A 25,173-nucleotide genomic window follows, 5' to 3' on the forward strand; every position below is an offset into this window, starting at 1 on the left:
GTCGCGGCATATATGTGCCCCATGTTCGCAGATTTCCTCTCGCGGCTGATCCAGCCGCAACCCGCCCCCCTCGCCGGCGCCGACGCCCGCTTTGCGCTTGCCGCGCTTCTCGTGCGCGTCGCGAAATCCGATGGCGACTATGCCGAGGATGAGGTGGCGCGCATCGACCGTATCCTGGCCACCCGCTACGGGCTGTCCCCGTTCGAGGCCGTGGCCCTGCGCCGCGACGCCGAAGTGCTGGAATCAGAGGCGCCCGATACCGTCCGCTTCACCCGCGCCATCAAGGATGCCGTCGCCTATGAAGAACGCGAAGCGGTGATCGAGGCGCTGTGGGATGTGGTGCTGGCCGATGGCGTGCGCGACCATGAGGAAGACGCGCTGCTGCGGCTCGTGGCCAATCTGCTGGGCGTCAATGACCGCGACAGCAACCTTGCCCGCCAGCGGGTCGAAGCCCGGCGCACATGATCGCCGCCCTGCCAATGTACGACCGGCCCGAAAACGCGGCCGCGCATGATACATTCTGGGCGCTCACCCGCGACGCGCTGCGCGCCGAGGGCGTGGCCGCGCCCGATACCCTGACCCGCGACATGGATATCTGGCAGGGCTGGCAGCACCCGCAGCTTGTGCTGGGCCAGATCTGCGGCCTGCCGCTGCGCGCGCGGCTCCATGACCGGCTGACCCTGATCGCCACCGCCGACTACGGGCTGGAGGACACGCCGCCGGGCCATTACCGCAGCCTCTTCGTGGTGCGCGCGGGCGACAGCACCGATCTGCCCGCCTATGCCGACCGGGTCTTTGCCTATAACGAGGCGCTTTCGCATTCCGGCTGGGCCGCGCCGCAGCTTGCCGCCGCGAAGCTGGGCTTCCGCTTTCGCCGCACCCGTGCCACCGGCGCCCACCGCCAAAGCGCCATCGAGATTGCCGAAGGCCGCGCCGATATCGCCGCGATCGACGCCATAAGCTGGCGGGCGATGCTGCGGCACGATCCGGCGGCGCGCGCGCTGCGGGTGATCGGGCACACAGGGGCCGCCCCCGGCCAGGCCTTCGTCGCCGCCAAAGGCACAGACCCGGCCCCGCACCGGCGCGCGCTGCGCACCGCCATCGCCGCCCTTCCCCCCGCGGACCGCGCCGCGCTTGGCGTCACCGGCGTGATCCGCATCCCTCTTTCGGCCTATATCGGCGTTCCCACACCGCCCGGCCCCGGGCACGACCCTGCCGACATGCCTGTTTCTTAGGCTTTCCCACACGTAATATGCCCAGGAGCCGTTGCATTCGCCGTTTTTTTACGCCCTTATTCCCGCTTGAAAGCAACAGAAGCGGCCCTTCGTGACCCCCAAAGCACCGCCCGTCATCGAAATCCGGAACCTCCACAAAAGCTTCGGCGCGCTGGAGGTGCTCAAAGGTGTCGACATCGCCGCGAAGAAGGGCGATGTCGTGTCGCTCATCGGCTCTTCGGGCTCGGGTAAATCCACGCTTCTGCGCTGCGCCAACCTGCTGGAAGACAGCCAGAAGGGCGAAATCCTGTTCGACGGAGAGCCGGTGCGCTGGCGCGGCGAAGGCCAGCGCCGCCAGCCGGCGGACCGCAAACAGGTGATCCGCATCCGCACCAACCTGTCGATGGTGTTCCAGCAGTTCAACCTCTGGGCCCATATGACCATCCTGCAAAACGTGATGGAAGCGCCGCTGATCGTGCTGGGTCACGCCCCCGATGAGGTAGAGGCCCGCGCCCGCGCCCTGCTCGACAAGGTCGGGATCGGCGACAAATGCGATGCCTACCCGGCCCAGCTTTCGGGGGGCCAGCAACAACGCGCCGCCATCGCCCGCGCCCTGTGCATGGAACCCCGCGCCCTGCTGTTCGACGAACCGACCTCCGCGCTCGACCCCGAGCTTGAGCAGGAGGTGGTCAAGGTGATCCGCGCGCTGGCCGACGAGGGGCGCACGATGATCATCGTCACCCATGACATGCGCATGGCGGCGGATGTGTCCGACCATGTCGTGTTCCTGCATCAGGGCCGGATCGAGGAACAGGGCCCGCCCGCCGAGATCCTCGCCGACCCGCAAACCGACCGCCTGCGCCAGTTCCTCAGCGCCACCGTCTCTGCCTGACACCGACAACAAGACCTCAACACGGGAGTATCACCATGAAAAAACTGATCCTGACCACCGCGGCCCTCGCCCTGACGTCCGGCATGGCCCTGGCCGAAAGCCATGGCATGACCGTGCGCATGGGCACCGAGGGCGCCTATCCTCCGTATAACTTCATCAACGATGACGGCGAGATCGACGGGTTCGAGCGCGAGCTGGGCGACGAGCTGTGCTCGCGCGCCGAACTGACCTGTGAATGGGTGACCAACGAGTGGGACAGCATCATCCCCAACCTGGTGTCGGGCAACTATGACACGATCATCGCCGGCATGAGCATCACCGACGAGCGCGACGAGGTGATCGACTTCACCCAGAACTACTATCCGCCCGCGTCATCCGCCTATGCCGCGCTGGACGGCGACGTGGATGTGAAGGCCGGCGTGATCGCCGCGCAGACCGCCACCATTCAGGCCGGCTATGTCGCTGAAACCGGCGCCACGCTGCTGGAATTCGCCACCCCCGACGAATCCGTCGCCGCCGTCAAGAACGGCGAGGCCGACGCCGTGTTCGCCGACAAGGATTACCTGGCGCCGATCGTCGCGGAATCCGAGCTTGTCTGGGCCGGCACCGACGTGTCGCTGGGCGGCGGCATCGGCATCGGCCTGCGCGAATCCGACACCGAGCTGAAGGCGAAATTCGATGCCGCCATCACCTCGATGAAAGAAGACGGCACGCTGAACGCCATGCTCATCAAATGGTTCGGCGAAGACATCGTGACCTACTGATGACCGCGCCGGCGGGGCCGCCTCTGGCCCCGCCATTTCCGCATGTTCTCCAATTGCTCAGACCCATCCAGCCTTGATGGCCTTGCCTGGTTCGCCTGCTATCTGACCAATGGCAAGCATATGGCATTTTACGGCTCCTTCGGGGTCGTGATGGTGCTGTTGCTGATCACCGCGCCCGCCGCGCTGGCCTTCGGCTTCGGCGGGGCGATGGCGGCACGCTCGCCCTTTCTTCCGCTGCGGCTGATCGGCAAGGCCTATAGCGCGATGGTGCGCGGCATTCCCGATATCGCCTTCTTCCTGTTCGTGCCCTTCGCCATGGATCAGGGTCTGGAATGGCTGCGCCATCACGCCAGATGCCCCGACTGGGACGCACCGATCCGCCAGGGCAATGATTTCGTGGTCTGCGCCGCGGCCAAGCTGCCGCTGTCGTCCAGCCCGCAATGGGTGCATGAAACCTACGGGTTCTTCATGGCCGTCTTCGCCTTTGCCGTGGTCTTCGGCGCCTTTGCCGCCAACGTGCTCTATGGCGCGATGCGCGCCGTGCCCCGCGCCCAGATGGAAACCGCCGAGGCCTATGGCATGTCCGATCGGCAGGCGTTCTGGCGCATCCTCGTGCCGCAGATGTGGATCTACGCGCTGCCCGGCCTGTCGAACCTGTGGATGATCCTGATCAAGGCCACGCCGCTGCTGTTCCTGCTGGGGGTCGAGGATATCGTCTATTGGGCCAAGGAACTGGGAGGGGCGAAAACCACGATCTACGCCTACCCGCACGATGACTGGCGGCTTTACTACTTCCTCGGGCTGCTGGTGTTCTATCTGGGCCTGACCCGGATCAGCGAGGCCCTGCTGGGCCGGCTGACACGGAACCTTTCGCACGGGCAGGCCACCATGGGCGGCGAAGCCCAGAGAAAGGCCCCCGCATGAGCTGTTGGGACACCGTTCAGGCCTATGCCTTCCGCTCCATCGGCGTCGGAGAGCGCCTGCTGCCGCGCTCTGATTTCACGCTCTGCGAGCAGGTCACGCTGATCGGCTCGGGCCTGATCTGGAATATCTATTTCGGCGCGCTTGCGCTGTTCTTCGGCTTTTTCCTGGCCACCGCCGTGGCGCTGGCCAGAAACAGCCACCACCGGCTGATCCGCAAACCGGCCGAATGGTTCATCTTCCTGTTTCGCGGCTCGCCGCTGTTCATCCAGTTCTTCCTGGCCTACGAAAGCTTCGTGCTGCTGCCCAAAAACGGCATCGACCTGAACCTGGGCTTCGTCACGCTGACCGCCAGCACCGGCTGGCTGACCCGCGCCTGGGCGGGCGCGCTGATCGTGCTGTTCCTGAACACCGCCGCCTATTCCGCCGAGATCTTCTACGGCGCCCTGCGCTCTGTGCCGAAGGGCGATATCGAGGCCGCCGACGCCTATGGCATGACCGGCTGGAGCAAGTTCCGCCGGGTGATCTGGCCAACGATGCTGCGGCTGGCCTGGCCCGCCTATACCAACGAGGCGATCTTTCTGTTCCACGCCACCACGCTGGTCTATTTCTCGGGCTTCCCGGCCTGGCGGCAAAAGGGCGATGCCCTTTACTATGCCAGCTACTTCGCGGATAAGACGTTCAATCCCTTTATCCCCTACCCGATCGTGGCGGGGTATTTCATCCTTCTGACGCTGGTCGTCATCACCCTGTTCGGGCTGATGAACCGCCGCCTGAACCGGCATCTGCCACAGGCCGCGCGCACCCGCATCAGGTTCAAACCGCAGGTTCTGAGATGAGCGAATGGCTGATGGCCCACCCCGAGGTCCGCACGATCCGCGTGGCGGCCTCTGATCTGAACGGTCAACCGCGGGGCAAGCGCATCCCCACCCGTTTCGCCGGCAAGGTCGAAAGCGAAGGCACCCGCTTTCCGATCTCGGCGCTGAACCTCGACATCTGGGGCGAGGATATCGAAGACAGCCCGCTGGTGTTCGAGGCCGGCGATCCAGACGGGGTGCTGCGCCCCACCGAACGCGGCTTCGTGCCCATGCCCTGGCTCGAGGCGCCCACGGCGCTGCTCCCGCTGTGGATGTTCCACGAAGACGGCCGCGCCTTTGACGGCGACCCGCGCCATGCGCTGGCCCGCGTGATGAACCGCTACCGCGCGCTCGGCCTCACCCCCGTGGTCGCCACGGAGCTGGAATTCTACATGATCGACGACAGCAGCACCCGCCTGCGCGTGCCGCCCTCGCCCCGCTCGGGCAAGCGCCGGCCCGGCGCCGATACGCTGGCCCTGCGCGCGCTGGATGCGTTCGACACGTTCTTCACCGATCTCTACGACGCCTGCGAGGCGATGGACATTCCCGCCGACACCGCGATTTCCGAGGCCGGCCTGGGCCAGTTCGAAATCAACCTGGTGCATCAGGCCGACGCGCTGAAGGCGGCCGACGATACCTGGCTGTTCAAGATGCTGGTGCGCGGGCTGGCGCGCAAGCACGGCTTCGCGGCCAGCTTCATGGCCAAACCCTATGATGATTACGCCGGCAACGGGATGCACACGCATTTCTCGATCCTCGACGCGCAGGGCGACAACATCTTCGATGACGGCGGCCCCAGGGGTTCTGACGCGCTGCGGCACGCGGTCGCGGGGTGCCTGCGGGCGATCCCCGGGTCAACCCTGCTGTTCGCGCCGCACGGCAATTCCTATGACCGGCTGGTGCCCGGCGCCCATGCACCGACGAGCATCTGCTGGGCCTATGAAAACCGCACCGCGGCGGTGCGCGTGCCCGGCGGCGCCAGCGCCGCGCGGCGCATCGAACACCGGGTCGCGGGGGGCGATATCAACCCCTATCTGATGCTTGCCGGGGTGCTGGGCGCGGCGCTTCTGGGCCTGGAAGACAAGGCCGAACCGCCCGACCCGATCACCGGCAACGCCTATGAGCTGGATCTGCCGCAGATGCCCGGCAGCTGGGCCGCCGCCACGGACGCCTTCGAGCGTTGCCCCGACATCCGCCGCATCTTCGCCCCCGGCCTGATCCGCAACCTGCTGCTGACCAAACGGCAGGAACAGCGCTTCTACACAGAGCTTTCCCACGAAGAGCGGATCGAGCTTTACCTCGACACGGTATAGCCCCCCTTGCCGGGCGGCGCAGGCCCGGCTACCGTCGCGGAAACAACAACAAGAGCATCCCATGCTGATCGGCATTCTAGAAACCGGCCTCGTACCCGATGTGCTTCGGGTCCGGCACGGCGCCTATCCCGACATGTTCGAAAAACTTCTGGCCGGGCGCGGCTTCGACTTCCGCCGCTGGTGCGTCGTCGACATGGAATTCCCCGACACCGTGCAAGAGGCCGACGGCTGGCTGATCACCGGATCGCGCCACGGCGCCTATGACGATCTGCCCTTCATCAAGCCGCTCGAAGCCTTCATCCGCGAAGCCTATGCCGCGCATGTGCCGATGGTCGGCATCTGCTTTGGCCATCAGATCATCGCCCAGGCGCTTGGCGGCAAGGTCGAGAAGTTCAGCGGCGGCTGGGCCGTGGGCCGGCAGGAATACACGGTCAACGGCCGGCCGCTGGCGCTGAACGCCTGGCATCAGGATCAGGTCACGCAACTTCCCGACGATGCCACCGTCATCGGCAGCGGCCCGTCATGCGAATATGCCGCGCTGGCCTATGGCGACCGGGCGCTGTCGGTACAGCCGCATCCCGAATTCGACGCGGGCTTCATCGACGGGCTGATCCGCGAACGCGGCAGGGGCATCGTGCCCGACCCGTTGCTCGAAGACGCCAGCGCCCGGCTTGACGCCCCCACCGACAATTCCGCCATGGCCGAGATGATCTCGGCCTTCTTCCTCAGCCCCCGCAAGGTGCCCCATGTCTGACTGGACCGACTCCCTTCCCGAAGCCGCGCTCGATTATCTTCAGGGTCGCCGCCTGGACGAGGTCGAATGCATCGTCGCCGATATCGCCGGTGTGGCGCGCGGCAAGGCGATGCCCGCTTCGAAATTCGGCAAGCAAAGCCATTTCTACCTGCCCAACTCGATCTTCCTGCAAACCATCACCGGCGACTGGACAGATATCGAAGGCCAGGCCTTCACCGAGCCCGACATGATCCTCACCCCCGACCTGTCCACCGCCACCGCCGCGCCGTGGTCGGCGGATGTCACGCTGCAGGTGATCCACGAGATCAACGATCAGGCCGGAAACCCGGTGCCCACCGCCCCGCGCAACGTGCTCAAGCGGGTGGTCGAACTTTACAACGCCCAGGGCTGGGATCCGATCGTCGCCCCCGAGATGGAGTTCTTCCTGGTCGCCCGCAACATCGACCCCGCCCAGCCGATCGTGCCGCCGATGGGCCGCTCGGGCCGCCGCGCCGCCGCGCGTCAGGCCTATTCGATGTCTGCGGTCGATGAATACGGCCCCGTGATCGACGATATCTACGATTTCGCCGAGGCCCAGGGCTTCGAGATTGACGGCATCCTGCAGGAAGGCGGCGCCGGCCAGATCGAGATGAACCTGCGCCACGGCGACCCGGTGAAACTGGCCGACGAGATCTTCTTTTTCAAACGCATGATCCGCGAGGCCGCCCTGCGCCACGATTGCTTCGCCACCTTCATGGCCAAGCCGATCCAGGACGAGCCGGGCTCGGCCATGCACATCCACCACTCGGTGGTGGACATCGAAACCGGCACCAACATCTTCTCCGAACCCGACGGCACCGAAAGCCATGCCTTCCTGCATTTCATCGCCGGAATGCAAAGCCACCTGCCCTCGGTCATCGCGCTGCTGGCGCCCTATGTGAACAGCTATCGCCGCTACGTGCGCGACTTCGCCGCCCCGATCAATCTCGAATGGGGCCGCGACAACCGCACCACCGGGCTGCGCGTGCCCGTATCGGGCCCCGAGGCGCGGCGGCTGGAAAACCGCATCGCCGGGATGGATTGCAACCCCTATCTGGGCATCGCCGCCTCGCTCGCCTGCGGCTATCTCGGCCTGATGGAGGCGAAATATCCCAAAGAGGAATTCAAGGGCGACGCCTATGACAGCGACGAGGATATCCCCCGCGGCATGAACGAGGCGCTTGACCTGTTCGACGAGGCGCCCGACATGCACGCGGTTCTGGGCGAAGAGTTCTGCAAGGTCTACTCCGCCGTCAAAACGCTGGAATACAAGGAATTCCTGCAGGTCATCAGCCCGTGGGAGCGTGAACATCTTCTGTTGAACGTATGAACCTTCTGTTCTCCAACGACCGGCCCGGCACCTACCCCGAAAGCTGGTACGCCGCCACCGCCACCCCGCCCGGCCCCTTCCCGGAACTGCGCGGCGACACCAGGGCCGATGTCTGCGTCATCGGCGGCGGCTATACCGGCCTCTCGGCGGCGCTGCACCTTGCCGGACGCGGTTATGACGTGGTCCTGCTCGAGGCGCACCGCATGGGCTTCGGCGCCTCGGGGCGCAACGGCGGGCAGGTCGGCTCCGGCCAGCGGCTGGAACAGGATGCGCTGGAACGGCTGATGGGCGACGAAGACGCCACCCGCCTGTGGCACCTGGCCGAAGACGCCAAGGCGCTGGTCGCCGCGCTGATCGCCGATCACGGTATCGATTGCGCCTATCGCCCCGGCGTCGTCCACGCCGACTGGCACGCGGCCGATGTGCCGCACAGCCACGGCTATGCCGAAAAGCTGCTGCGCGAGTATGAATACGACCTGATCGAACCGCTCACCCGTGACGAGATGCAGGCCCTCGTCGGCACCACCGCCTATCAGGGCGGCTATGTGGATTGGGGCGCGGGGCACCTGCACCCGCTCGCTTTCGCCTTTGGCCTGGCCCGCGCCGCCGCGGATGCCGGCGCGCGGCTGCACGAACGCTCTCATGTCCACCACATCCGCCACGGCGCCCAGGCCGTGGTGCAGACAGACAAGGGCCGGGTCACGGCCGATCACGTGATCCTTGCCGCCAACGGCTATCTCGGCGGGCTCGACCGCAAGGTGGCCGCCCGCGTCATGCCCATCAACAATTTCATCCTCGCCACCGAACCGCTGGGCGAGCGCGCCGACACCGTGCTGACCAGGGACGTCGCCGTCGCCGACAGCAAGTTCGTGGTCAACTACTTCCGCCTCTCCGCCGACAAGCGCCTGCTGTTCGGAGGCGGCGAAAGCTATGGCTACCGCTTCCCCTCCGATATCGCCGCCACCGTGCGCAAACCGATGCTGGAGGTGTTCCCGCATCTGCGCGACGTGAAAACCGATTACGCCTGGGGCGGTACGCTCGCCATCACCATGAACCGCCTGCCCTTCTTCACCCGCCCCGCCGCCAACATGCTGTCGGCCTCGGGCTATTCCGGCCACGGCGTGGCGCTGGCGGTGCTGGCCGGCCGGATCATGGCCGAGGCCACCGCCGGACAGGCCGAACAGTTCGATCTGATGGCCCGCATCCCCACGCCCCGCTTCCCCGGCGGCAGTGCCCTGCGCACACCGCTGCTCGCGCTGGCCATGAGCTGGTACGCGATGCGCGACAGAATAGGCGTTTAACCGCCACCGGGCCAAATAGCGGTTGGCCATCGGCGGCGGCTCATTTACAGTTTTTCTGAAAGTGACATTCAGAAAAGGTGCACGCATGGCCCTCGCCCCCAATGTCTACGACGCAGAGCCGATCCCCGAGGCCGCCCGGGCCGAGATCGACCGCCTGCTGCAAAGCGGGGACCTGTTCCGCTACACCGCCCCCGAAAACGCGCCGGTGGCGCTGCTGGAACAGGAATTCGCCGATTTCATGGGGGTGAAATTCGCACTGGCCGTCGCCTCCTGCTCGGCCGCGCTGTTCCTGTCGCTCAAGGCGCTGGACCTGCCGCGCGGCGCCAGGGTGCTGGTGCCGGCCTTCACCTTCGCCGCCGTCCCCTCGGCCATCGTTCACGCCGATTGCCAGCCGGTGCTGGTCGAGGTGGCCGAAAATTACCGCATCGACATGGCCGATTTCGAAGCGAAACTGACCGATGATATCGCCGCCGTGATGATCAGCCACATGCGCGGCCACACATCCGACATGGACGCGATCATGGCCCTGGCCGAACAGCGCGGCGTCCCGGTGATCGAAGACGCTGCCCATTCGCTCGGCACGCTCTGGCACGGCAAGAAGATCGGCACGCTGGGCAAGATCGGCTGCTTCTCGTTCCAGTCCTACAAGATGATCAACGCCGGCGAAGGCGGCATCCTGATCACGGATGACGCCGACCTCATCGCCCGTGCCATCATCATGTCCGGCGCCTATGAACACAACTGGAAGAAACACCCGGTGGTGCAGGATCGTTTCGGCCACTGGCAGAACAAGCTGCCGCTCTATAACACCCGGATGCAGAACCTCTCGGCCGCGGTCATCCGCCCGCAACTGCCCGAGGTCGCCCGCCGCATCCGCGATGGCGGCGCCAACCACGATTACGTGGCCGGCCTGCTGAACCGGACCCCCTGGCTGCACGTGCCCGACCCGCTGCTGCCCGAAACCCGCGCCCCGGACTCGATCCAGTTCAACATGGTCGGGTTCGACAGCGACGACGAAGCCCGCGCCTTCCAGTCCGCCGCCAAGGCCCGTGGCGTGGGCGTTCAGGTCTTCGGCCTGTCGGCCGACAACGCCCGCGCCTTCTGGAACTGGCAGTTCATCCCCGGCGAAATGCCGAAACTGCCGCAAACCCGCGCCATGCTGATGCGCGCCTGCGATGTACGCCTGCCCGCACGCCTGACAAAGCCCGAACTCGACGTGATCGCCGGCGCCCTGATCGACGCCGCCGAAGAGGTGAAGGGCGACACCCGCGCCTACGGCACCTGACCCATCATCTTTCCGGAAATATCCCCGCCGGAGGCAAGAAAGTTTCCGGCGCAACAGAAAGATTCAATGCCTCCGGCGGGGATATTTATCGAAAGATGAAGCAGGATCAAAGAACCCGGAGCGCGCCTTGCAGCCAGGGCATTTGCGCGATGGCCGGGGTTACGATCATCTCTTCCAGCAACGGCCGCAAGCCGGCGGCGACCCGGACCGGCATGTCCTGCAGCACACCGGCGCGCGCGCTGAGCGAAATCGTGCGTGACAAGGGGGCGAAGGGCAGCGGCAGGATCTCGACCTGATCGCGGAACCGCTGGGCCCGCAGATAGCCCAGCGGGGTCAGGATCGTCCAGCCGGCGCCGCCCGCCACCATCGCAAGAATGGCGTGGTAGCTGTCCAGCTCGAACCGGTGGGCGAGGGTCAGGTGCTGGCGGGCAAGGTGCTCTGCGATCTGGCGGCCCATGTGGTGGCGCAGCGTGTACTGGATCAGTGGCAGCGCCTGAAGCTGGGCCAGCACGTCATTCGCCGCGTCGATCCGGCCTTTCGGGACCGCGGCAACGAAAGGTTCACGCAACAGCGGGTGCACCTCCATCCAGTCGGCCGCCGCGCCCATTTCCGCGGCCACGACCATGTCCAGGGCGCGGGTGTCCAGCAGATCGAACAGCCGGTGGCTGGCGCCGGTTTCCAGCAGGAACTGGCAGGTTCGCAGTTCTTCGGCCATAACCGACAGCAGGCGTGGCGTGACGTCGGCGTCGAAATCCTCGATCATGCCGAGGCGGAAATCGGTAAGCGCCGACAGGTCCTGCGCCGCAAGCTCTGCCTTGGCCTGCTGCGCCTCGGACAGGATCAGCTGGGCCCGGCGGCGAAACATCTGCCCCGCCGGTGTCAGCGTCACCGGCCGGGTCGAGCGGTCCATCAGCACCGCCGCCAGCGCCGCCTCCAGCCCGGCGAGCTGCTGGCTGATGCCCGACGGGCTGACGCCCAGCCGGCGCGCGGCGGCGGAGACCGAGCCTTCGTCGGCGGTGGCGATAAACGCCTCTATCCCCCACAGGGTGATCCGGCCGGATGAATGGACCATCTGTGCGCATCTCCGATCCTGTGCCGGCGTGGCGCGCAGGCGCCCGAGGCGGGAAGGCCCGGCGCGCGGCACAGGCATGAACAGCGTTCAGCATCCCCCGGCGCCGGCTTGCGGTTATTTCTCGATCTTGGAGAGTTTCGCCTGAAGCTCGGCGAGCTGCTTCTTTATCTTGTCCAGATCGTCCGCCGCCACCTCGCTGTCGCCGTCATCGGCCGAAGGCCCGGACCAGTTCCCCGAGATACCGCCGGTCATGGCTTTCATGAACGCCTCCTGCTGCTTCTGCATGGCGTCGAAGCCGGGCATCGCGGCCATCGGGTTGGGAATGGTGCCCAGGTTCTCCATCATCTTCGACTGCCCGTCGCGCAGCATCTCGAAGCTCATCGCCAGGAATTGGGGCACCACGCTATGGGCCTGGGTGGTATAGCTGCGCACCAGATCGTTGAGAACATTGACCGGCAGAACGCTTTCGCCCCGGCTTTCATGTTCCGCGATGATCTGAAGCAGATATTGCCGTGTCAGATCATCCCCGCTTTTCAGATCGACGATCTGAACCTCGCGCCCCTCCCGGATGAACCGTGCAATGTCTTCCAGCGTCACGTAGTCGCTGGTTTCGGTATTATAAAGCCGCCGACTGGCATATCGCTTGATCAGAAGCGGTTTCGCGTCGTCCGTCACAAACCTTCTCCCCTCAGAACTGCTGTTGTTGCAGCGCAGAGAAGCTTAGGCGCAGTTGTCGGAAAAAGAAAGGGCGAGCTGAAACAGCCCGCCCAAACGATTTTTCCGGCCGGAGCGGCATCCGGTGCAAGCCAGGGCGCTTACTTGGTTGCGGCGGTGGCCTTCTTGGCAGCCGCGGTGGCCTCGTCGGTGGCCTTCTTCACGGCGGCGCTGGCATCTTCGGAGATGTCCTTGCCGGCGGCCAGCAGCAGCTCGACGGTTTCCATCTGAACCTTCTTGGCAACCTCGGCATAGGCGGCCATGTTCTCGGCGGCCATCTCGGCGGATGCGGATGCGAAATCCGACAGCGCCTTGGTGTAGTCGGTCGGCTCATCCTTGACGGTGGTCACGGCGCCCAGCTTGGAGATCGTGTCCTTCGTCCACTTGGACGAAATCTCGTTGGATTTCTCGGCAGCTTCCAGAGCCACTTTCGACATCTTCTCACCCAGCGCAGCCGTGGTTTTGAAAGCGTCCTGGAACGCGGATGTATCCATCGGGAAGGATCCCATCATGTCCTGCATCATCTTGGTAAAGTCTTGTGTGGTAGCCATCTCATTTCTCCTTTGGCCGGGAAATCCCGTTTCTGCACCCGCAATCTACATACATGCTGCACCGCAGCATTTCAAGTATTTTGCCGCAGCGCAGAAACAAATTTTTCGGGCCCGAACAAAGGCCCCTACTTCGAAAGAACATAGGTTCCGGGCGCCTTGCCCAGCGACGGATGGCCGGCATCTCCCGGTATCCGCGCCGGCACCTGTTTGCCCGAACGCCGCTTCAGCCACTCGCCCCACCGCGGCCACCAGGACCCTTCGTGGAACTCCGCCTCTGCCTTCCAGGACTCAGCATCCTCCATCTTTGCGTCATTCGTGTAATGGCCGTATTTTTTCTTCGAAGGCGGGTTAACAACCCCCGCGACATGGCCGCTCTCCGACAGAATGAACGTCTTGTCGCGACTGCCCATTTGCCGGATCCCGTTGAAGCTGGAACGCCAGGCCGCGATGTGATCGGTTTCACAGGCGATCGCGCATACCGGCACCTTAACATCCCTCAGCGTCGGAGTCTCGCCACAGATGCGGAACGTGCCCTTCGCCAGGCCGTTGTCCTGGCACAGCCCGCGCAGATATTCGATCGCCATGCGCGCGGGCAGGTTCGTGCCGTCACCGTTCCAGTACAGAAGGTCGAAGGCCGGCGGCGCCTCGCCCATCATGTAGCTGCGGATGGCCGGGCGATAGATCAGGTCGTTCGCCCGCAGGTAGGAAAACGTCCGCGTCATGTAGAATGAATCGAGCTTGCCGCTCCGCATCACCTCGCGTTCGATCCCGTCGACGAAATCATTGGCGAGAAACACCCCCACGTCGCCCTGATCCGAAAAATCCGTGAGCGCGGTAAAGAACGTGGCCGAGCGTACGGACTTGTCGCCGCGTTTGTTCAAGAGCCCCAGAACCAGCGAAAGCGTCGTGCCCGCGATGCAATAGCCAACCGCGTTCACCTTGTCTTCGCCGGTGATCTTCTTGACCTCTTCGATCGCGGTCAGAAAGCCCTCTTCGGCATAGGTATCCATGCCCACATCGGCATAGCTCTCATCGGGGTTGACCCAGCTGACCACGAACAGGGTGAACCCCTGATCCACGATCCACTTGATCAAAGAGTTCTTCGGCTTCAGATCCAGAATGTAGAACTTGTTGATCCAGGGCGGGAAGATCAGCAGCGGCGTGGCGTGAACAGTCTCGGTCGTGGGGGCGTATTGTATCAGCTCGAACATGCGGTTGCGGAACACCACCTCGCCCGACGTTGTGGCCAGGTTCTCGCCCACCTTGAACGCCTCGCGGTCGGCCAGCGTGACCAGAAGTTCGCCGTTGTTGGCCTCGAAATCCCGCACCAGGTTTTCCAGCCCCTGAACCAGCGATGCGCCCTCGGTCTCCACCGCGCGGGCCAGCGCCTCGGGGTTGGTGCCCAGGAAATTCGTGGGCGCCATCATGTCGATGATCTGGTTCGAGAAATAGGTGATCCGCTTGCGGTCCCTCTCCTCCAGCCCCTCGATGTTCTTCACCGCATCCTGAATCGCCTGGGCCGACATCAGGTACTGCTGTTTTATATAGTTGAAATAGGGGTGCGTGCGCCAAAGCTCGTTGGTGAAGCGCGGATCGTCCGGTGTGTTGTCGGGGGGCGCGATCAGCTTGCCGGTGGCCAGCGCCTCTTGTGACTCGATGAAGTGCTTCAGCGTCTTGCCCCAGTAAGTCACCTGCTGCTCGAACAGCCGCGAGGGGTGCTGCATCATCTCCGACATATAGGCCGAAGACGCCTTCATGAACACGTCCTGGCTGGGGGCCTGAAGATCGGGGTCGACCTTGCGCTTATGCGCCAGCGCCGAAATCAACCGTTCCGAAAGGCGCTCCAGCTTGGCCAGATTCTCGTTCAGGCGATCGAGATTGGCCTCTTCCGTGACGTCCTGTTTCGTATCTTCGGTTGTCATTCCTGAATTCTCCCCCTATCTTTTGCAGTTGCAGCATCAGCCCCCGGCCACAGATGCCGCCACGTCTCGCTCCCGGGCCCCGTTTTTCTAAAGGAATGCCCCCATGAAGAATATGGCAACCTACGACCTTATGGAAACCATCCGCAATACCAACCAGTGGTTGGGAGCGACGGCCTATTCCATCGGTTCATACCCGATTACCGGATTGGCCCCCAACCCGTTTTTTCAGTTGCTGGCCGCCTGGGGCGAAGTGACGGAACGGTCCTTCGCCCGCATGATCGCCAAGCCAGACTGGAATATTCACACCGTGGTCTGCGCCGATGGCCGCGATCACATCGTAAGCGTTGAGTCCGAGGTCGAGCGGCCGTTCGGCGATCTGATCCATTTCAAGGTGCACGGGCGCAAGATCAAGGCCCGCAAGGTGCTGGTCGTCGCGCCGATGTCGGGACACTATGCCACACTTCTGCGCTCGACCGTGGCCAGCCTGCTGCCGGATTGCGAAGTCTATGTAACCGATTGGCATAACGCGCGCGATATCCCCGTGTCCCAAGGCAAGTTCGATATCGAGGACTACACTCTCTATCTTGTCGATTTCATGAAACATCTCGGCCCCGACGTGAATGTCATCGCCGTGTGCCAGCCCGCGCCGCTCGCCCTTGCCGCCACCGCCTATCTGGCCGAGGAAGAGCCCGAGGCGCAGCCCCGCACCCTGACCCTGATCGGCGGCCCGATCGATCCCGACGCCGCCGCCACCGACGTCACCGATTTCGGCCGCCGGGTGACGATGGGCCAGCTCGAGCAATATGTGATCCAGCGCGTGGGTTTCAAATATCCCGGCGTCGGCCGGCTGGTCTATCCCGGCCTGCAGCAGCTTTCCTCGTTCATCTCGATGAACGCCGACCGCCACAGCACCGCCTTCTACGAACAGATCCTTCGCGTGGCCAAGGGCCAGGCCGCCGATCATGACAAGCACAACCGCTTCTACGACGAATACCTCGCGGTGATGGACATGACGGCCGAGTTCTACCTCTCCACCGTCGAGCGGATCTTCAAGAACCTCGAAATCGCGCAGAACCGTTTCACCGTGAACGGCAAGCTGGTGGATATCGGCAAGATCACCTCCGTCGCGGTCAAGACGGTCGAAGGCTCGAAGGACGATATCTCGGGCCCCGGCCAATGCGTCGCGGCGCTGGATCTGCTGACCGGCCTGCCGGACGAGAAAAAGGCCAATCACCTGGAAGAGGGCGCCGGGCATTACGGCATCTTCGCAGGCAAGAGCTGGCGCAACAACATCCGCCCCCTGGTGCTCAACTTCATCGACGCGAATGCCGGCAACACCCATGCGGAGAATGTCGCGCAGCTGAAATCGGTCTGATCCCGGCGCTCAGCCCAGGCGGAACGGCGCTGACATCCAGCGCCGCAACGCCTCTGTCACCGCCTCCGGCGTTTCCAGAAGCGGCATGTGCCCGGCCTCGCCGATCACCTCGAGCGTGGCATGGGGGATCAGCCCGGCCATGAACTCGTGCCGCCGCGGCGGCGTCAGCGTGTCATGCGCGCCGCAGATCACCAGCGCCGGCGCGCGCAGCTGGCGCAGCACCTTCTGCTGATCCGGCCGCCGCTGCAACGCGCGCGATTGGCGCACGAACACCTCCGGCCCCAGCCGCAGCCCCATCTCCACCATCGCGTCCTGCATCAGCGCGCGGTCCGGCCCCGGCGCGAAACAGCCTGTCGGAAATTCCTCGCGCAGCGCCCGTTCAAGCTGCCCGGCCTGCGCCGCCACGATCCGGGGTTCGCGCGCGGCGGCCTCCTGCGGGGTTTCGGCCAGCGGCGTGCAGCCCATCAGCGCCACCCGCGTCACCCGCCCCGGCGCCTGGCGCAGAATGTCCAGCGCCACCAGCCCGCCCAGCCCGTGGCCCGCCAGCGCGAACCGCTGCGGCGCGCCCTCCAGCACGCCACGCGCCATCGCCGTGACAGAGCCATCGTTCCACACCGGCACAAGCTGCACCGCGCAGAGATCGTCAAACCCCAGGATCTGGTCGGAAAACACCCGCGCGTCGCACATCATGCCGGGCAGCAACAACAGCGTTTCAGCCACCGCTCACCTGCCCGCCACCCATCACGACATTCCTTCGCGCCCGCCTGTTCCGCCAAAGCCTAGCAGGCGCGAAGGCGGCTTACCACTGCAACCGGATGTCGTGGGTGAACTGCTTGTCCCTGGGCAGGGTCGGCGCGGTGGCGCTGTCGATCACCGAATGCACGTTCACCGGCGGCGTCACCGTGGCGTCGCGCCCGAACAGAAAGCTCTGCTCGCCCGCGATCACCCGGTAGGCCTTGTTCAGCACCAGCGCCCGCTCCCGCGACGGGGTGATCAGATCATAGACGGTGGCCGCCCGCACCTTGTCCACATTCACGCTGCCATCGGCATTGAACCAGCGCGCCAGCATCTCGGTGTTGGAACGAAACTCGTCGCCCCCGCCCACGCGGGCGAAATACTGCTCGATCTCGCCGATCTGCTGGCCCTTGCCGGGCACATCGCGCATCCCGCGATAGTCGATATAGCCCCAGCCTTCGGCCCCCGCCACCTTGCGCGGAAAGGCCCAGGTCTGATCGACCGCGGCGCCGGTGGTGGTGTGGCAGCCCTTGCAAAAGAAATTCTCTTCATTGGTCTGCGGGCGCAGCGCGCCATCGGCATCCTCGATGAACCCGAGCATCAGCCAGCCCATGCCGGTGTCCATGCCCGCGTCGCCCACATCGATATAGCGGGGCAGGTTGCCGTCGATCTTCTCCTGCGCCTCGTTGCCATAGGCGGTGCGCAGCTCGGCCGGGGTCATCGCCACGGTCTTGCGCATATAGCGCAGCTCTTTCATATGCGGCGGCACCACGATCGCGTCGCCCTCCAGCCCGACATAACGCACCGAGTGCAGAAACTCGGTGCCCTGCGGATAAAGCATCCGGGTCAGCGCATGGCCCGCCGCGCCGCCCACAAAGGTCGCGCGGCGCTTGATCACCCCGGTCACCCCCAGCGCGCCGTCGCCATCCAGATCAACGCCCAGCGCAGCCTCGTCCACCGGCGGCACGGTGGTTTCCTCCAGATCCTGAAACGCGATCTCCAGCAGGCCGATGTTGGCGATATAGGCATCGCGCGACGCCGCCCCGCCCGCATCCTGCCGGAACGGCCCCGGCAGCCGGATCAGCACATCGTCGGTCGATCCGTTGGTGGGCCAGAAGGTCGAGGGCTGCGGCTTGTAGTTGAACGCCAGCCAGCCCGACCCGTCCTTCGCCATGCCGATCTCGTCAAAGGCGGCGGCGCCCAGATGGTAATCGGCCAGATCGGGCACATAGCCGCCCCAGCCCCGCGCCTTCAGCGCCGGCGCGAGCGCCGAGTAATTCTCAGTGTTGATATAGTCGAGGATCTCCTGATCCGAAATCGCCGCCACCTGGGCCGAGCGATCCACGAACAGGTTCGCCCAGTGATTGGTCAGCGCCGCGTCGGAGAAATCATAGGCCTCCTGCAACGCGCCGTCGCGCATGTAGTTCGGCCGGTCCGCGTCGTCATAGCTCTGATGGCAGACGTAGCACGGGTTATACTGCGCCTCGATGCTGGTATAGCACTGCGGCGGGATCACCCCCTCGACATTGTAGAACCGGCCCAGCTTGGCCATCTCCGTCGAAGACGGGCGGGCCTGCATCAGCTCTGCCGATGTCATCTGCGCCACATCGGCTGCGAATGCGGATCCGGCGGCCATAAGGGCGCCTGCGGCGATCAATGCGGTGCGGGGCATCGGGTATATCCTTGTCAGGGTCGGCGGCGGATGGAAAAGGGGGCGCGGTACGGCAACCGCGCCCCCAGGGGTTTTCGCTCGGCGCGCGGCTTACATCGAGGCCGGGGTGTAGAGCCACAGCATGTTGTTCTCGTGGTTGCCGGTGTCCTCGCCGATCACGACGCGGCCGTCGTTCAGCACGACCACGTTGTCGGGGTTGGAGATCCCGTCAACCGAACAGGCGTTCGGCGCGTTGTTCTTGTCATAGCCCATGCCCGCGACAACCGGCACCATCGTGTCGATGGAATAGGCATCGTCGAAGGTCATCTGATAGACAACACCGCACTTGTTCTCGGAGACCTGGATATCGCCCTTGTCGTCCGACATGCCCTTGGCCACTTCCGACATCGCCATATAGACATAAGGCGCGGTGCCGTCCTCGATCGCCCGCAGGTTGGCCATCACGCCTTCCATCTTGCGGAACTCGGCGGTTGCCCCCTTGGCCTTGGCGGCCTGGCGGCTTTCCAGAAAGGCGACACGGTTGTCGGCAGCGGTGCCGGCGGCCCAGGCGGCCACGTCCTCGGCCGAGATGAAGGGCGTCTCGCCTTCCTTGTAGGCCGCCGCGTCGATGCCGTCATACTCGTTGATCCAGGCGTCGATCTCGGCGTTGCTGCCATGGGCCAGCTCGATCCACTCGACACCGAAACCGGTGGTCGCGGCATCGGAACCGGCGGGGGCGTCCTGAGTCATCTTGGCGGCGTAAAGCGTACCGGCGGTCAGATCGCCGGCGGTGTCGGCCACGAATTTGAAGAACACCACGTCGGTGCCGTCGTCAGACAGGTAAACCGTCTTCTGGTCCGGCATCACCACCGAATTCTCGTGGCTGTAACGGCCCAGCGCGAACTGCTTGACCGGGGTCGCGGCGCCGGCGGGATCGGTGATCTCGACGATGTAACCATAGTCATAGGGGTTGGCCGGCTTGCCCAGATAGGCCTGCATCGCCTCGGGGTCGGACTTGTACTTGTACTCAGGGTTGATCCACTCGACCGTGTCGTCGAAATACAGCTCTTCCGAGGTCAGCGGCGTGTTCCAGGGCGAGACCGAGCCAAAGCAGTTGACCCAGGTGCCGGCGACACCGGTGAAATCCAGCATCTTGACGTCTTCGGCATCCACCAGCCAGCGGCCGCCTTCCTTCATCAGCTTCATGCGCGACATGCCGCCGGGGCGATCTTCCCAGTTGGTGAACAGATAGCCCTCGTTCTCACCCGTGGGGATGAAGCCGTTGAAATCCGGATCGTTCGAGGATTTCAGAACAGAGCCGTCAGCCGCGTGGATCGCGCCCAGGCCACCCGGAACGGTTTCGGCGAAATCGCCCTGCTGGGCCAGAACCTGATAGGTGCCGACGGCGGTCTGCACGGTCTGCTTGGCATAGCTGTTGCCCGGCACGGGCGAGGCGATGAACCTGCCCGGCAGGCTGTTGAAATCGGCATCGACGACGATGCCGACGGTGGCCTTGTTGAACGGCCCGGTGATGGCGGTCGACGGGTGCTGCAGATTGAAGAAGAAATCGCCGCCCTCGGTCAGGTACATGCCGGTGATTTCGGCGCCAACGGGAACCGACGCCAGACGGGTCAGATCGGCAGCGGCGGCCGTCGCCGTCAGCGGTGCGGCAACGGCAAGGGCGAGAAGGGAAGTGGCTGTTTTCATGTTGGCTCCTAGTCTTCAGCAGTCACGGCACGGAATCGTGCGGCATTTTTTTGACTGCCCCCATATGGCCTTGCCATGTGACAGGAACATAACAGATGCGGAAAATCGGATGTATCCACCAACACCGCCCGGCGCTCAGCCGGCGCGGGCCAGAACCTCTTCGATGCTGCTCTCGATCAGCGCCAGGCAGTCGGGCGTGGAAAACCGGTGATCGGCGCCTTTCACCAGCGTCAGCCGCACGTCATCGCCCGTCACATGCTCCAGCAGCCGCAGCGCCACCGACATGTCCACATCCTGATCCGCCGTGCCCTGCAGCAACCGCACCGGAAACGCCAGCGGCAAGGGGTCGCGCAGCACCAGCCGGTCGCGCCCGTCCTCGATCAGGCGGCGGGTGATGATATAGGCGCCATCGGAATATTCCGACGGCAACTCCACCCGCCCCCGCGCCGTCAGCTCGGCCTTCTGCACATCGGTGAACCCGGCCCAGATGCTGTCTTCGGTGAAATCCGGCGCCGCGGCGATGCCCACCAGCCCGGCCAGTTTCTCGGGCATCGTCCGCGCCACCAGAAGCGAAATCCACCCCCCCATCGACGACCCGACCAGAACCTGCGGCCCCTCGGTCAGCGCGCCGATCGCGGCCATCGCATCCTCGGCCCAGTCGCCGATGCAACCATCGGTAAAGGGCTCGGACGACTGGCCATGCCCTGAATAGTCGAACCGCAGAAAGGCCCGGCCCCGCGCCTTCGCCCACTCCTCCAGATAAACCGCCTTGGTGCCCTGCATGTCGGAAACGAACCCGCCGAGGAACACCACCCCCGGCCCCGCGCCCTGTGTCCGGTGATAGGCGATCCGACGCCCCGATTCCGTGCCCAGAAATTCCGCCATGCCCATGCGCCCGCCTCCTCAATTCCGTTGCAGGCAGCAGGATAGCCCGTCCCGGCGGCAAAGCAAAATGCCTTGCCGCCGCGGGCGGAGATGCGCCCGCCAAAAACGCCTAGCCCCGCGCGATCACCGCCGCCGCCGCCTCCAGCGCGCCCTTGCCGTGCGGAACGCCCAGCGCCACCAGCCCGGCCTCGATCGTGCCCAGAAGCCCCAGTACCATATGCGCGTTCACATGACCCATGTGCCCGATGCGGAAATACCCGTGCACCGCCGGATCGCCCGGCGGCGCCATGTCAAGGCTGATGCCCAGCGTCACCCCCGCCACCTCGCTCAGCCAGTCGCGCAGCGCGGTGCCGTTCGGCGCGCCCAGCCCGATCGCCGTCACCGCATGCGCCCGGCAGGCCGGATCGGCGATGTTCATCTCCATCGGGCCGCCCTGCCCCCAGGCCTCCACCGCCGCCCAGATCGTGCGCGCCAGAACCGCGTGCCGGGCCAGCGCCGCCTCGACGCCCTCCTCATGCACCAGCATGGTCAGCGCCTCGCGCAGGGCGAACAGATGGTGGGTCGGCGCGGTGCCGCCGAAATACTGATAGAATTCCTGCGGATGCCCGCGCGGCGTCCAGTCCCAGTACATGCTGACCGGGTCCAGCCCGGCCCGCACCGCCTCGGCCTTTTCGTTGAAGAACACGAACCCCAGCCCCGGCGGCGTCATCAACCCCTTCTGCGAACCGGCCACCATCACATCGACGCCCCAGTCATCCATCTCGAACCGGTCGCAGGCCAGCGAGGCGATGCAATCCACCATCAACAGCGCGCCATGCCCGGCCGCGTCCATCGCCGCCCGCACCGCCGGCACGTCGTTGCGCACGCTGGTCGAGGTATCGATATGCACCACCATCACCGCCTTGATCGCGCCGCCGGTATCGGCGCGCAGACGCGCCTCCACCTGATCGGGGTCCACCGGGGCGCGCTTGCCGAAATCCAGGATCTCGACCTCGACCCCCAGCCGCTGCGCCATCGTCGCCCAGCCGAAGCCGAACCGCCCGGTGACCAGCGCCAGTATCCTGTCGCCGCGCCCGCAGGTGTTGGCGATCGCCGCCTCCCACGCGCCGTGGCCGTTGGCGATATAGATCGCCACGCTGCCTTTGGTGCGTGCCACCGTCTTCAGATCGGGCACCACGCTTTCCACCAGATCGACCAGCGCGCCGGTATAGATGTTGGGGGCGGGCTGATGCATCGCCTGCAGCACCCGGTCGGGCATGACCGAGGGGCCGGGGATGGCAAGATAGGGGCGTCCGTGGCGCAGCGGCATCCGGGTTCCTTTCCGATTGGGGCCATTCCCAATTAGGCCCGCGCATGCAGACGGTCAATCGCTTGTCAGCCGGGGCCTTTCAGGATAGACCCCGCGCTTGTCCCGCACCCGAAGCGAGTACGCATGTTCGGTCAGATCAAGTCCCGCCTGGATGAGTTCGAGCGCAGCCTGCGCCAGTCCTTTGGCAATGATATCTCCACGCCCGACGGGCGTCGCGCCGCGTTCTGGCATTTTCAGCTGATGGACCACGCCTTCCTGCGCGTGCTGTGGACCAATCTGGATGAGATCGCGCCCGGCGTCTGGCGCTCGAACCAGCCGTCGCCGAAACGGCTCAAACGCTATCACGCCATGGGCATCCGCAGCGTGCTGACCCTGCGCGGCAGCAACCCGCGCAGCCATTTCCTGTTCGAAAAGGAAAGCTGCGAGGCGCTTGGCATGTCCCTGCACTCGGTGTCGATCAGCGCCCGTGAACTGGCGCCGAAACAGCACCTTCTGCACCTGCTGAACCTGTTCGAGACGATCGAGAAACCCTTCGTCATGCATTGCAAGTCGGGGGCCGACCGGGCCGGGCTGGCCTCGGCGCTTTACCTGATGCATATCGAGGGCCGGCCGGCGGCCGAGGCCGCCAGGCAGCTTTCGCTGCGCTATCTGCACCTGCGCAATGATCGCACCGGCATCCTCGATCACATGCTCGATGCCTATGCCGCCGACACCGCCCAAAGCCCGATGCCGATCCGCACATGGATCGAAACCCGCTATGACCCCGAGGCGCTGACCGAAGCGTTCCGGGAAAGCCGGGCGCGCGGCAATGGCTGAGCGCGCCGCCGATGGTGATCCGCGCCCGCTGGTGTCGTGGATCTGGCGCGGCTATCTGAAGCGGCACCTGCCGGTCATCCTTGCCGCGCTGGTGCTGATGACGCTCGAGGGCGGGATGCTGGGCGCGCTCAGCTACATGATCGAACCGATGTTCGACGAGGTGTTCGTATCGGGCAACAAGGCCGCGCTCGGCTGGGTGGCGGGCGGCATCTTCGCCGTGTTTCTGGCCCGCGCCCTTTCGGGCTTCGGGCAGCGGGTGCTGATGGCGCGCGTCGGCCAGAAGGTGGCGGCGGCGCTGCAGGGCGACATGGTCGCGCATATGCTGACGCTCGACAGCCAGTGGTTCCAGAAAACCCCGCCCGGCAACCTGATCGAACGGGTGCGCGGCGATACCACGGCGGCCTCGACGATCTGGTCCACGGTGCTGGCCGCCGCGGGGCGCGACGTGGTGGCGTTGATTTCGCTCTTCGCCGTGGCGCTCTCGATCGACTGGCTCTGGACGCTGATCGCGGTGGCCGGCGCACCGCTTCTGGTGCTGCCGATCATCGGGCTGCAACGCTGGGTCCGGCGCACCGCGCGCAGCGCCCGCGCCGCCGCCGCCGCCATCGCCACCCGGCTCGACGAGATCTTCCACGGCGTCACCACGATCAAGCTCAACCGGATGGAACGCCGCGAAAGCGGCCGCTTCGCCGACACGCTCGACGGGTTCGTCAGCGCCCAGATCCGCTCTCAGATCGGGCAGGCCGGCATCCCCGCGCTGATCGACATCGTCGCCGGCATCGGCTTTTTCGGCGTGCTCACCTACGGCGGCCTGCAGATCATCGACGGCCAGAAAACCGTGGGCGAGTTCATGAGCTTCTTCACCGCCATGGCGCTGGTGTTCGAACCGCTGCGCCGTATCGGCAACGTCTCGGGTGCGTGGCAGCAGGCGCTGGCCAGCCTCGAGCGGCTCTACGACGTGTTCGACGCCCGCCCCACCATCCTGCCCCCCGCCCGGCCCAGGCCCCTGCCCTGCCCCCCGCAGCAGGCCGACATCACGTTGCGGGACGTGCATATGGCCTATGAAGACACGCCGGTGCTCAACGGGCTCAGCCTCACGGCGAAGGCCGGGCAGGTCACCGCGCTGGTCGGCGCCTCGGGCGCGGGCAAGAGCACCGTGTTCAACCTGCTGGCCCGGCTGGTCGAGCCGCAGAGCGGGCAGATCACCGTCGGCAGCCTGCCGATCCACGACATGGCCCTGCCCGATCTGCGCGGCCTGTTCTCGGTCGTCACCCAGGACGCGATGCTGTTCGATGAAACCCTGCGCGACAACATCCTGCTCGGCCGCACCGATATTACAGAGACCCGCCTGAACGAGGTGCTGCAGGCCGCCCATATCGCCGATTTCCTGCCCAACCTGCCCAACGGGCTCGACAGCCCCGCCGGCCCGCGCGGCTCCAGCCTCTCGGGCGGCCAGCGTCAGCGCGTGGCCATCGCCCGCGCCCTGCTGCGCGACGCCCCCATCCTGCTGCTCGACGAGGCGACATCGGCGCTCGACGCGAAATCCGAACGGGTGGTGCAGGACGCGCTCGACCGGCTCAGCACCGGCCGCACCACGCTTGTCATCGCCCACAGGCTTGCAACCGTGCGCAACGCGGACCAGATTGTGGTGATGGACAAGGGCCGCGTGGCCGAACAGGGCACGCATGACGAATTGCTGGCCCGCGGCGGCCTCTATTCCGGCCTCTACAAGCTGCAGTTCGCAACCACAGACTGAGAGGCGCCGCCAGGCGTCCCGCCGAAAGGAA

General features: G+C 65.3%; 23 protein-coding genes. 14 read left to right on the plus strand and 9 right to left on the minus strand.

Annotated elements, in window-relative coordinates; genetic code table 11:
- Positions 1–21 precede the first annotated feature (21 nt).
- From TQ29_RS12055 to TQ29_RS12105, 11 genes are all read left to right on the plus strand, one after another.
- Positions 22–465, plus strand: a complete 444-nt coding sequence (locus TQ29_RS12055; RefSeq protein WP_037211264.1) for a TerB family tellurite resistance protein — start codon at positions 22–24, stop codon at positions 463–465.
- Positions 462–1,235 (plus strand): phosphate/phosphite/phosphonate ABC transporter substrate-binding protein, encoded by a 774-nt coding sequence (locus TQ29_RS12060; RefSeq protein WP_054539363.1) that lies wholly within the window; start codon positions 462–464, stop codon positions 1,233–1,235. The genes TQ29_RS12055 and TQ29_RS12060 overlap by 4 nt, the downstream gene beginning before the upstream one ends.
- Positions 1,236–1,326: 91 nt before the next feature.
- Positions 1,327–2,106 carry an ABC transporter ATP-binding protein gene (locus tag TQ29_RS12065; RefSeq protein ID WP_054539364.1) on the plus strand — a complete coding sequence of 260 codons (780 nt, stop codon included), beginning with the start codon at positions 1,327–1,329 and terminating at the stop codon, positions 2,104–2,106.
- A 35-nt stretch (positions 2,107–2,141) separates the two neighbouring features.
- A complete protein-coding gene (locus TQ29_RS12070) occupies positions 2,142–2,870 on the plus strand; it encodes a transporter substrate-binding domain-containing protein (RefSeq protein ID WP_054539365.1) in 729 nt (242 codons plus the stop codon).
- 42 nt (positions 2,871–2,912) lie between these two features.
- The gene (locus tag TQ29_RS12075) at positions 2,913–3,794 is read left to right on the plus strand and encodes an ABC transporter permease (RefSeq protein ID WP_054539366.1); all 882 of its coding nucleotides are present in this window, start codon (positions 2,913–2,915) and stop codon (positions 3,792–3,794) included.
- Positions 3,791–4,630, plus strand: coding sequence for an ABC transporter permease (locus TQ29_RS12080; protein ID WP_054539367.1), 840 nt, complete (start codon positions 3,791–3,793; stop codon positions 4,628–4,630). Before TQ29_RS12075 ends, TQ29_RS12080 begins: the two co-directional genes overlap by 4 nt.
- The gene (locus tag TQ29_RS12085; protein ID WP_054539368.1) at positions 4,627–5,961 is read left to right on the plus strand and encodes a glutamine synthetase family protein; all 1,335 of its coding nucleotides are present in this window, start codon (positions 4,627–4,629) and stop codon (positions 5,959–5,961) included. The genes TQ29_RS12080 and TQ29_RS12085 overlap by 4 nt, the downstream gene beginning before the upstream one ends.
- Before the next feature lie 61 nt (positions 5,962–6,022).
- Positions 6,023–6,715 carry a type 1 glutamine amidotransferase gene (locus TQ29_RS12090; RefSeq protein ID WP_054539369.1) on the plus strand — a complete coding sequence of 231 codons (693 nt, stop codon included), beginning with the start codon at positions 6,023–6,025 and terminating at the stop codon, positions 6,713–6,715.
- The gene (locus TQ29_RS12095; RefSeq protein ID WP_054539370.1) at positions 6,708–8,063 is read left to right on the plus strand and encodes a glutamine synthetase family protein; all 1,356 of its coding nucleotides are present in this window, start codon (positions 6,708–6,710) and stop codon (positions 8,061–8,063) included. Before TQ29_RS12090 ends, TQ29_RS12095 begins: the two co-directional genes overlap by 8 nt.
- The gene (locus tag TQ29_RS12100) at positions 8,060–9,364 is read left to right on the plus strand and encodes an FAD-binding oxidoreductase (protein ID WP_054539371.1); all 1,305 of its coding nucleotides are present in this window, start codon (positions 8,060–8,062) and stop codon (positions 9,362–9,364) included. The genes TQ29_RS12095 and TQ29_RS12100 overlap by 4 nt, the downstream gene beginning before the upstream one ends.
- An 85-nt stretch (positions 9,365–9,449) precedes the next feature.
- Complete coding sequence (locus tag TQ29_RS12105; RefSeq protein WP_054539372.1) at positions 9,450–10,649, plus strand: DegT/DnrJ/EryC1/StrS aminotransferase family protein; 1,200 nt, start codon at positions 9,450–9,452, stop codon at positions 10,647–10,649.
- Between the two features lie 106 nt (positions 10,650–10,755).
- Here TQ29_RS12105 and TQ29_RS12110 read toward each other — a convergent pair whose 3' ends face one another.
- The 4 genes from TQ29_RS12110 to TQ29_RS12125 all read right to left on the minus strand — a co-directional run bounded on the left by TQ29_RS12110 (position 10,756) and on the right by TQ29_RS12125 (position 14,908).
- Entirely contained in the window at positions 10,756–11,721 is a 966-nt protein-coding gene (locus tag TQ29_RS12110) for a LysR family transcriptional regulator (RefSeq protein WP_054539373.1), read from the minus strand.
- A 114-nt stretch (positions 11,722–11,835) separates the two neighbouring features.
- Positions 11,836–12,396, minus strand: coding sequence for a polyhydroxyalkanoate synthesis repressor PhaR (phaR, locus tag TQ29_RS12115; RefSeq protein WP_037206089.1), 561 nt, complete (start codon positions 12,394–12,396; stop codon positions 11,836–11,838).
- Positions 12,397–12,536: 140 nt separating this feature from the next.
- Complete coding sequence (locus TQ29_RS12120; RefSeq protein ID WP_054539374.1) at positions 12,537–12,986, minus strand: phasin family protein; 450 nt, start codon at positions 12,984–12,986, stop codon at positions 12,537–12,539.
- Positions 12,987–13,111: 125 nt separating this feature from the next.
- Positions 13,112–14,908, minus strand: a complete 1,797-nt coding sequence (locus TQ29_RS12125; protein ID WP_054539375.1) for an alpha/beta hydrolase — start codon at positions 14,906–14,908, stop codon at positions 13,112–13,114.
- 103 nt (positions 14,909–15,011) lie between these two features.
- Between TQ29_RS12125 and phaZ the strand changes: the two genes are divergently transcribed.
- Complete coding sequence (gene phaZ / locus TQ29_RS12130; protein ID WP_054539376.1) at positions 15,012–16,283, plus strand: polyhydroxyalkanoate depolymerase; 1,272 nt, start codon at positions 15,012–15,014, stop codon at positions 16,281–16,283.
- 9 nt (positions 16,284–16,292) lie between these two features.
- Here phaZ and TQ29_RS12135 read toward each other — a convergent pair whose 3' ends face one another.
- From TQ29_RS12135 to TQ29_RS12155, 5 genes are all read right to left on the minus strand, one after another.
- Positions 16,293–17,003, minus strand: coding sequence for an alpha/beta fold hydrolase (locus TQ29_RS12135; RefSeq protein WP_037206096.1), 711 nt, complete (start codon positions 17,001–17,003; stop codon positions 16,293–16,295).
- 79 nt (positions 17,004–17,082) lie between these two features.
- Complete coding sequence (locus tag TQ29_RS12140; RefSeq protein ID WP_054539377.1) at positions 17,083–18,690, minus strand: hypothetical protein; 1,608 nt, start codon at positions 18,688–18,690, stop codon at positions 17,083–17,085.
- Positions 18,691–18,780: 90 nt separating this feature from the next.
- Positions 18,781–20,376: a PhoX family phosphatase gene (locus TQ29_RS12145; protein WP_054539378.1), complete on the minus strand. Its 1,596-nt coding sequence runs from the start codon at positions 20,374–20,376 to the stop codon at positions 18,781–18,783.
- Positions 20,377–20,511: 135 nt separating this feature from the next.
- Entirely contained in the window at positions 20,512–21,261 is a 750-nt protein-coding gene (locus tag TQ29_RS12150; protein ID WP_054540424.1) for a carboxylesterase, read from the minus strand.
- Positions 21,262–21,370: 109 nt separating this feature from the next.
- Entirely contained in the window at positions 21,371–22,570 is a 1,200-nt protein-coding gene (locus TQ29_RS12155) for an alanine--glyoxylate aminotransferase family protein (RefSeq protein ID WP_054539379.1), read from the minus strand.
- 123 nt (positions 22,571–22,693) lie between these two features.
- Between TQ29_RS12155 and TQ29_RS12160 the strand changes: the two genes are divergently transcribed.
- Entirely contained in the window at positions 22,694–23,386 is a 693-nt protein-coding gene (locus TQ29_RS12160) for a tyrosine-protein phosphatase (protein ID WP_054539380.1), read from the plus strand.
- The gene (locus TQ29_RS12165; RefSeq protein ID WP_054539381.1) at positions 23,379–25,142 is read left to right on the plus strand and encodes an ABC transporter ATP-binding protein; all 1,764 of its coding nucleotides are present in this window, start codon (positions 23,379–23,381) and stop codon (positions 25,140–25,142) included. The genes TQ29_RS12160 and TQ29_RS12165 overlap by 8 nt, the downstream gene beginning before the upstream one ends.
- Positions 25,143–25,173: the final 31 nt, after the last annotated feature.

The sequence above is a fragment of the Actibacterium sp. EMB200-NS6 genome (assembly GCF_001305615.1).
Taxonomy (GTDB): Bacteria; Pseudomonadota; Alphaproteobacteria; order Rhodobacterales; family Rhodobacteraceae; genus Actibacterium_A; species Actibacterium_A naphthalenivorans.

Coding starts and splice junctions, on each gene's coding strand:
- TQ29_RS12055 (WP_037211264.1), top strand. CDS start 22: ATGTTCGCAGATTTCCTCTCGCGGCTGATCCAGCCGCAACCCGCCCCC.
- TQ29_RS12060 (WP_054539363.1), top strand. CDS start 462: ATGATCGCCGCCCTGCCAATGTACGACCGGCCCGAAAACGCGGCCGCG.
- TQ29_RS12070 (WP_054539365.1), top strand. CDS start 2,142: ATGAAAAAACTGATCCTGACCACCGCGGCCCTCGCCCTGACGTCCGGC.
- TQ29_RS12075 (WP_054539366.1), top strand. CDS start 2,913: ATGTTCTCCAATTGCTCAGACCCATCCAGCCTTGATGGCCTTGCCTGG.
- TQ29_RS12080 (WP_054539367.1), top strand. CDS start 3,791: ATGAGCTGTTGGGACACCGTTCAGGCCTATGCCTTCCGCTCCATCGGC.
- TQ29_RS12085 (WP_054539368.1), top strand. CDS start 4,627: ATGAGCGAATGGCTGATGGCCCACCCCGAGGTCCGCACGATCCGCGTG.
- TQ29_RS12090 (WP_054539369.1), top strand. CDS start 6,023: ATGCTGATCGGCATTCTAGAAACCGGCCTCGTACCCGATGTGCTTCGG.
- TQ29_RS12095 (WP_054539370.1), top strand. CDS start 6,708: ATGTCTGACTGGACCGACTCCCTTCCCGAAGCCGCGCTCGATTATCTT.
- TQ29_RS12100 (WP_054539371.1), top strand. CDS start 8,060: ATGAACCTTCTGTTCTCCAACGACCGGCCCGGCACCTACCCCGAAAGC.
- TQ29_RS12105 (WP_054539372.1), top strand. CDS start 9,450: ATGGCCCTCGCCCCCAATGTCTACGACGCAGAGCCGATCCCCGAGGCC.
- TQ29_RS12110 (WP_054539373.1), bottom strand. CDS start 11,721: ATGGTCCATTCATCCGGCCGGATCACCCTGTGGGGGATAGAGGCGTTT.
- TQ29_RS12120 (WP_054539374.1), bottom strand. CDS start 12,986: ATGGCTACCACACAAGACTTTACCAAGATGATGCAGGACATGATGGGA.
- TQ29_RS12125 (WP_054539375.1), bottom strand. CDS start 14,908: ATGACAACCGAAGATACGAAACAGGACGTCACGGAAGAGGCCAATCTC.
- phaZ (WP_054539376.1), top strand. CDS start 15,012: ATGAAGAATATGGCAACCTACGACCTTATGGAAACCATCCGCAATACC.
- TQ29_RS12140 (WP_054539377.1), bottom strand. CDS start 18,690: ATGCCCCGCACCGCATTGATCGCCGCAGGCGCCCTTATGGCCGCCGGA.
- TQ29_RS12145 (WP_054539378.1), bottom strand. CDS start 20,376: ATGAAAACAGCCACTTCCCTTCTCGCCCTTGCCGTTGCCGCACCGCTG.
- TQ29_RS12150 (WP_054540424.1), bottom strand. CDS start 21,261: ATGGCGGAATTTCTGGGCACGGAATCGGGGCGTCGGATCGCCTATCAC.
- TQ29_RS12155 (WP_054539379.1), bottom strand. CDS start 22,570: ATGCCGCTGCGCCACGGACGCCCCTATCTTGCCATCCCCGGCCCCTCG.
- TQ29_RS12160 (WP_054539380.1), top strand. CDS start 22,694: ATGTTCGGTCAGATCAAGTCCCGCCTGGATGAGTTCGAGCGCAGCCTG.
- TQ29_RS12165 (WP_054539381.1), top strand. CDS start 23,379: ATGGCTGAGCGCGCCGCCGATGGTGATCCGCGCCCGCTGGTGTCGTGG.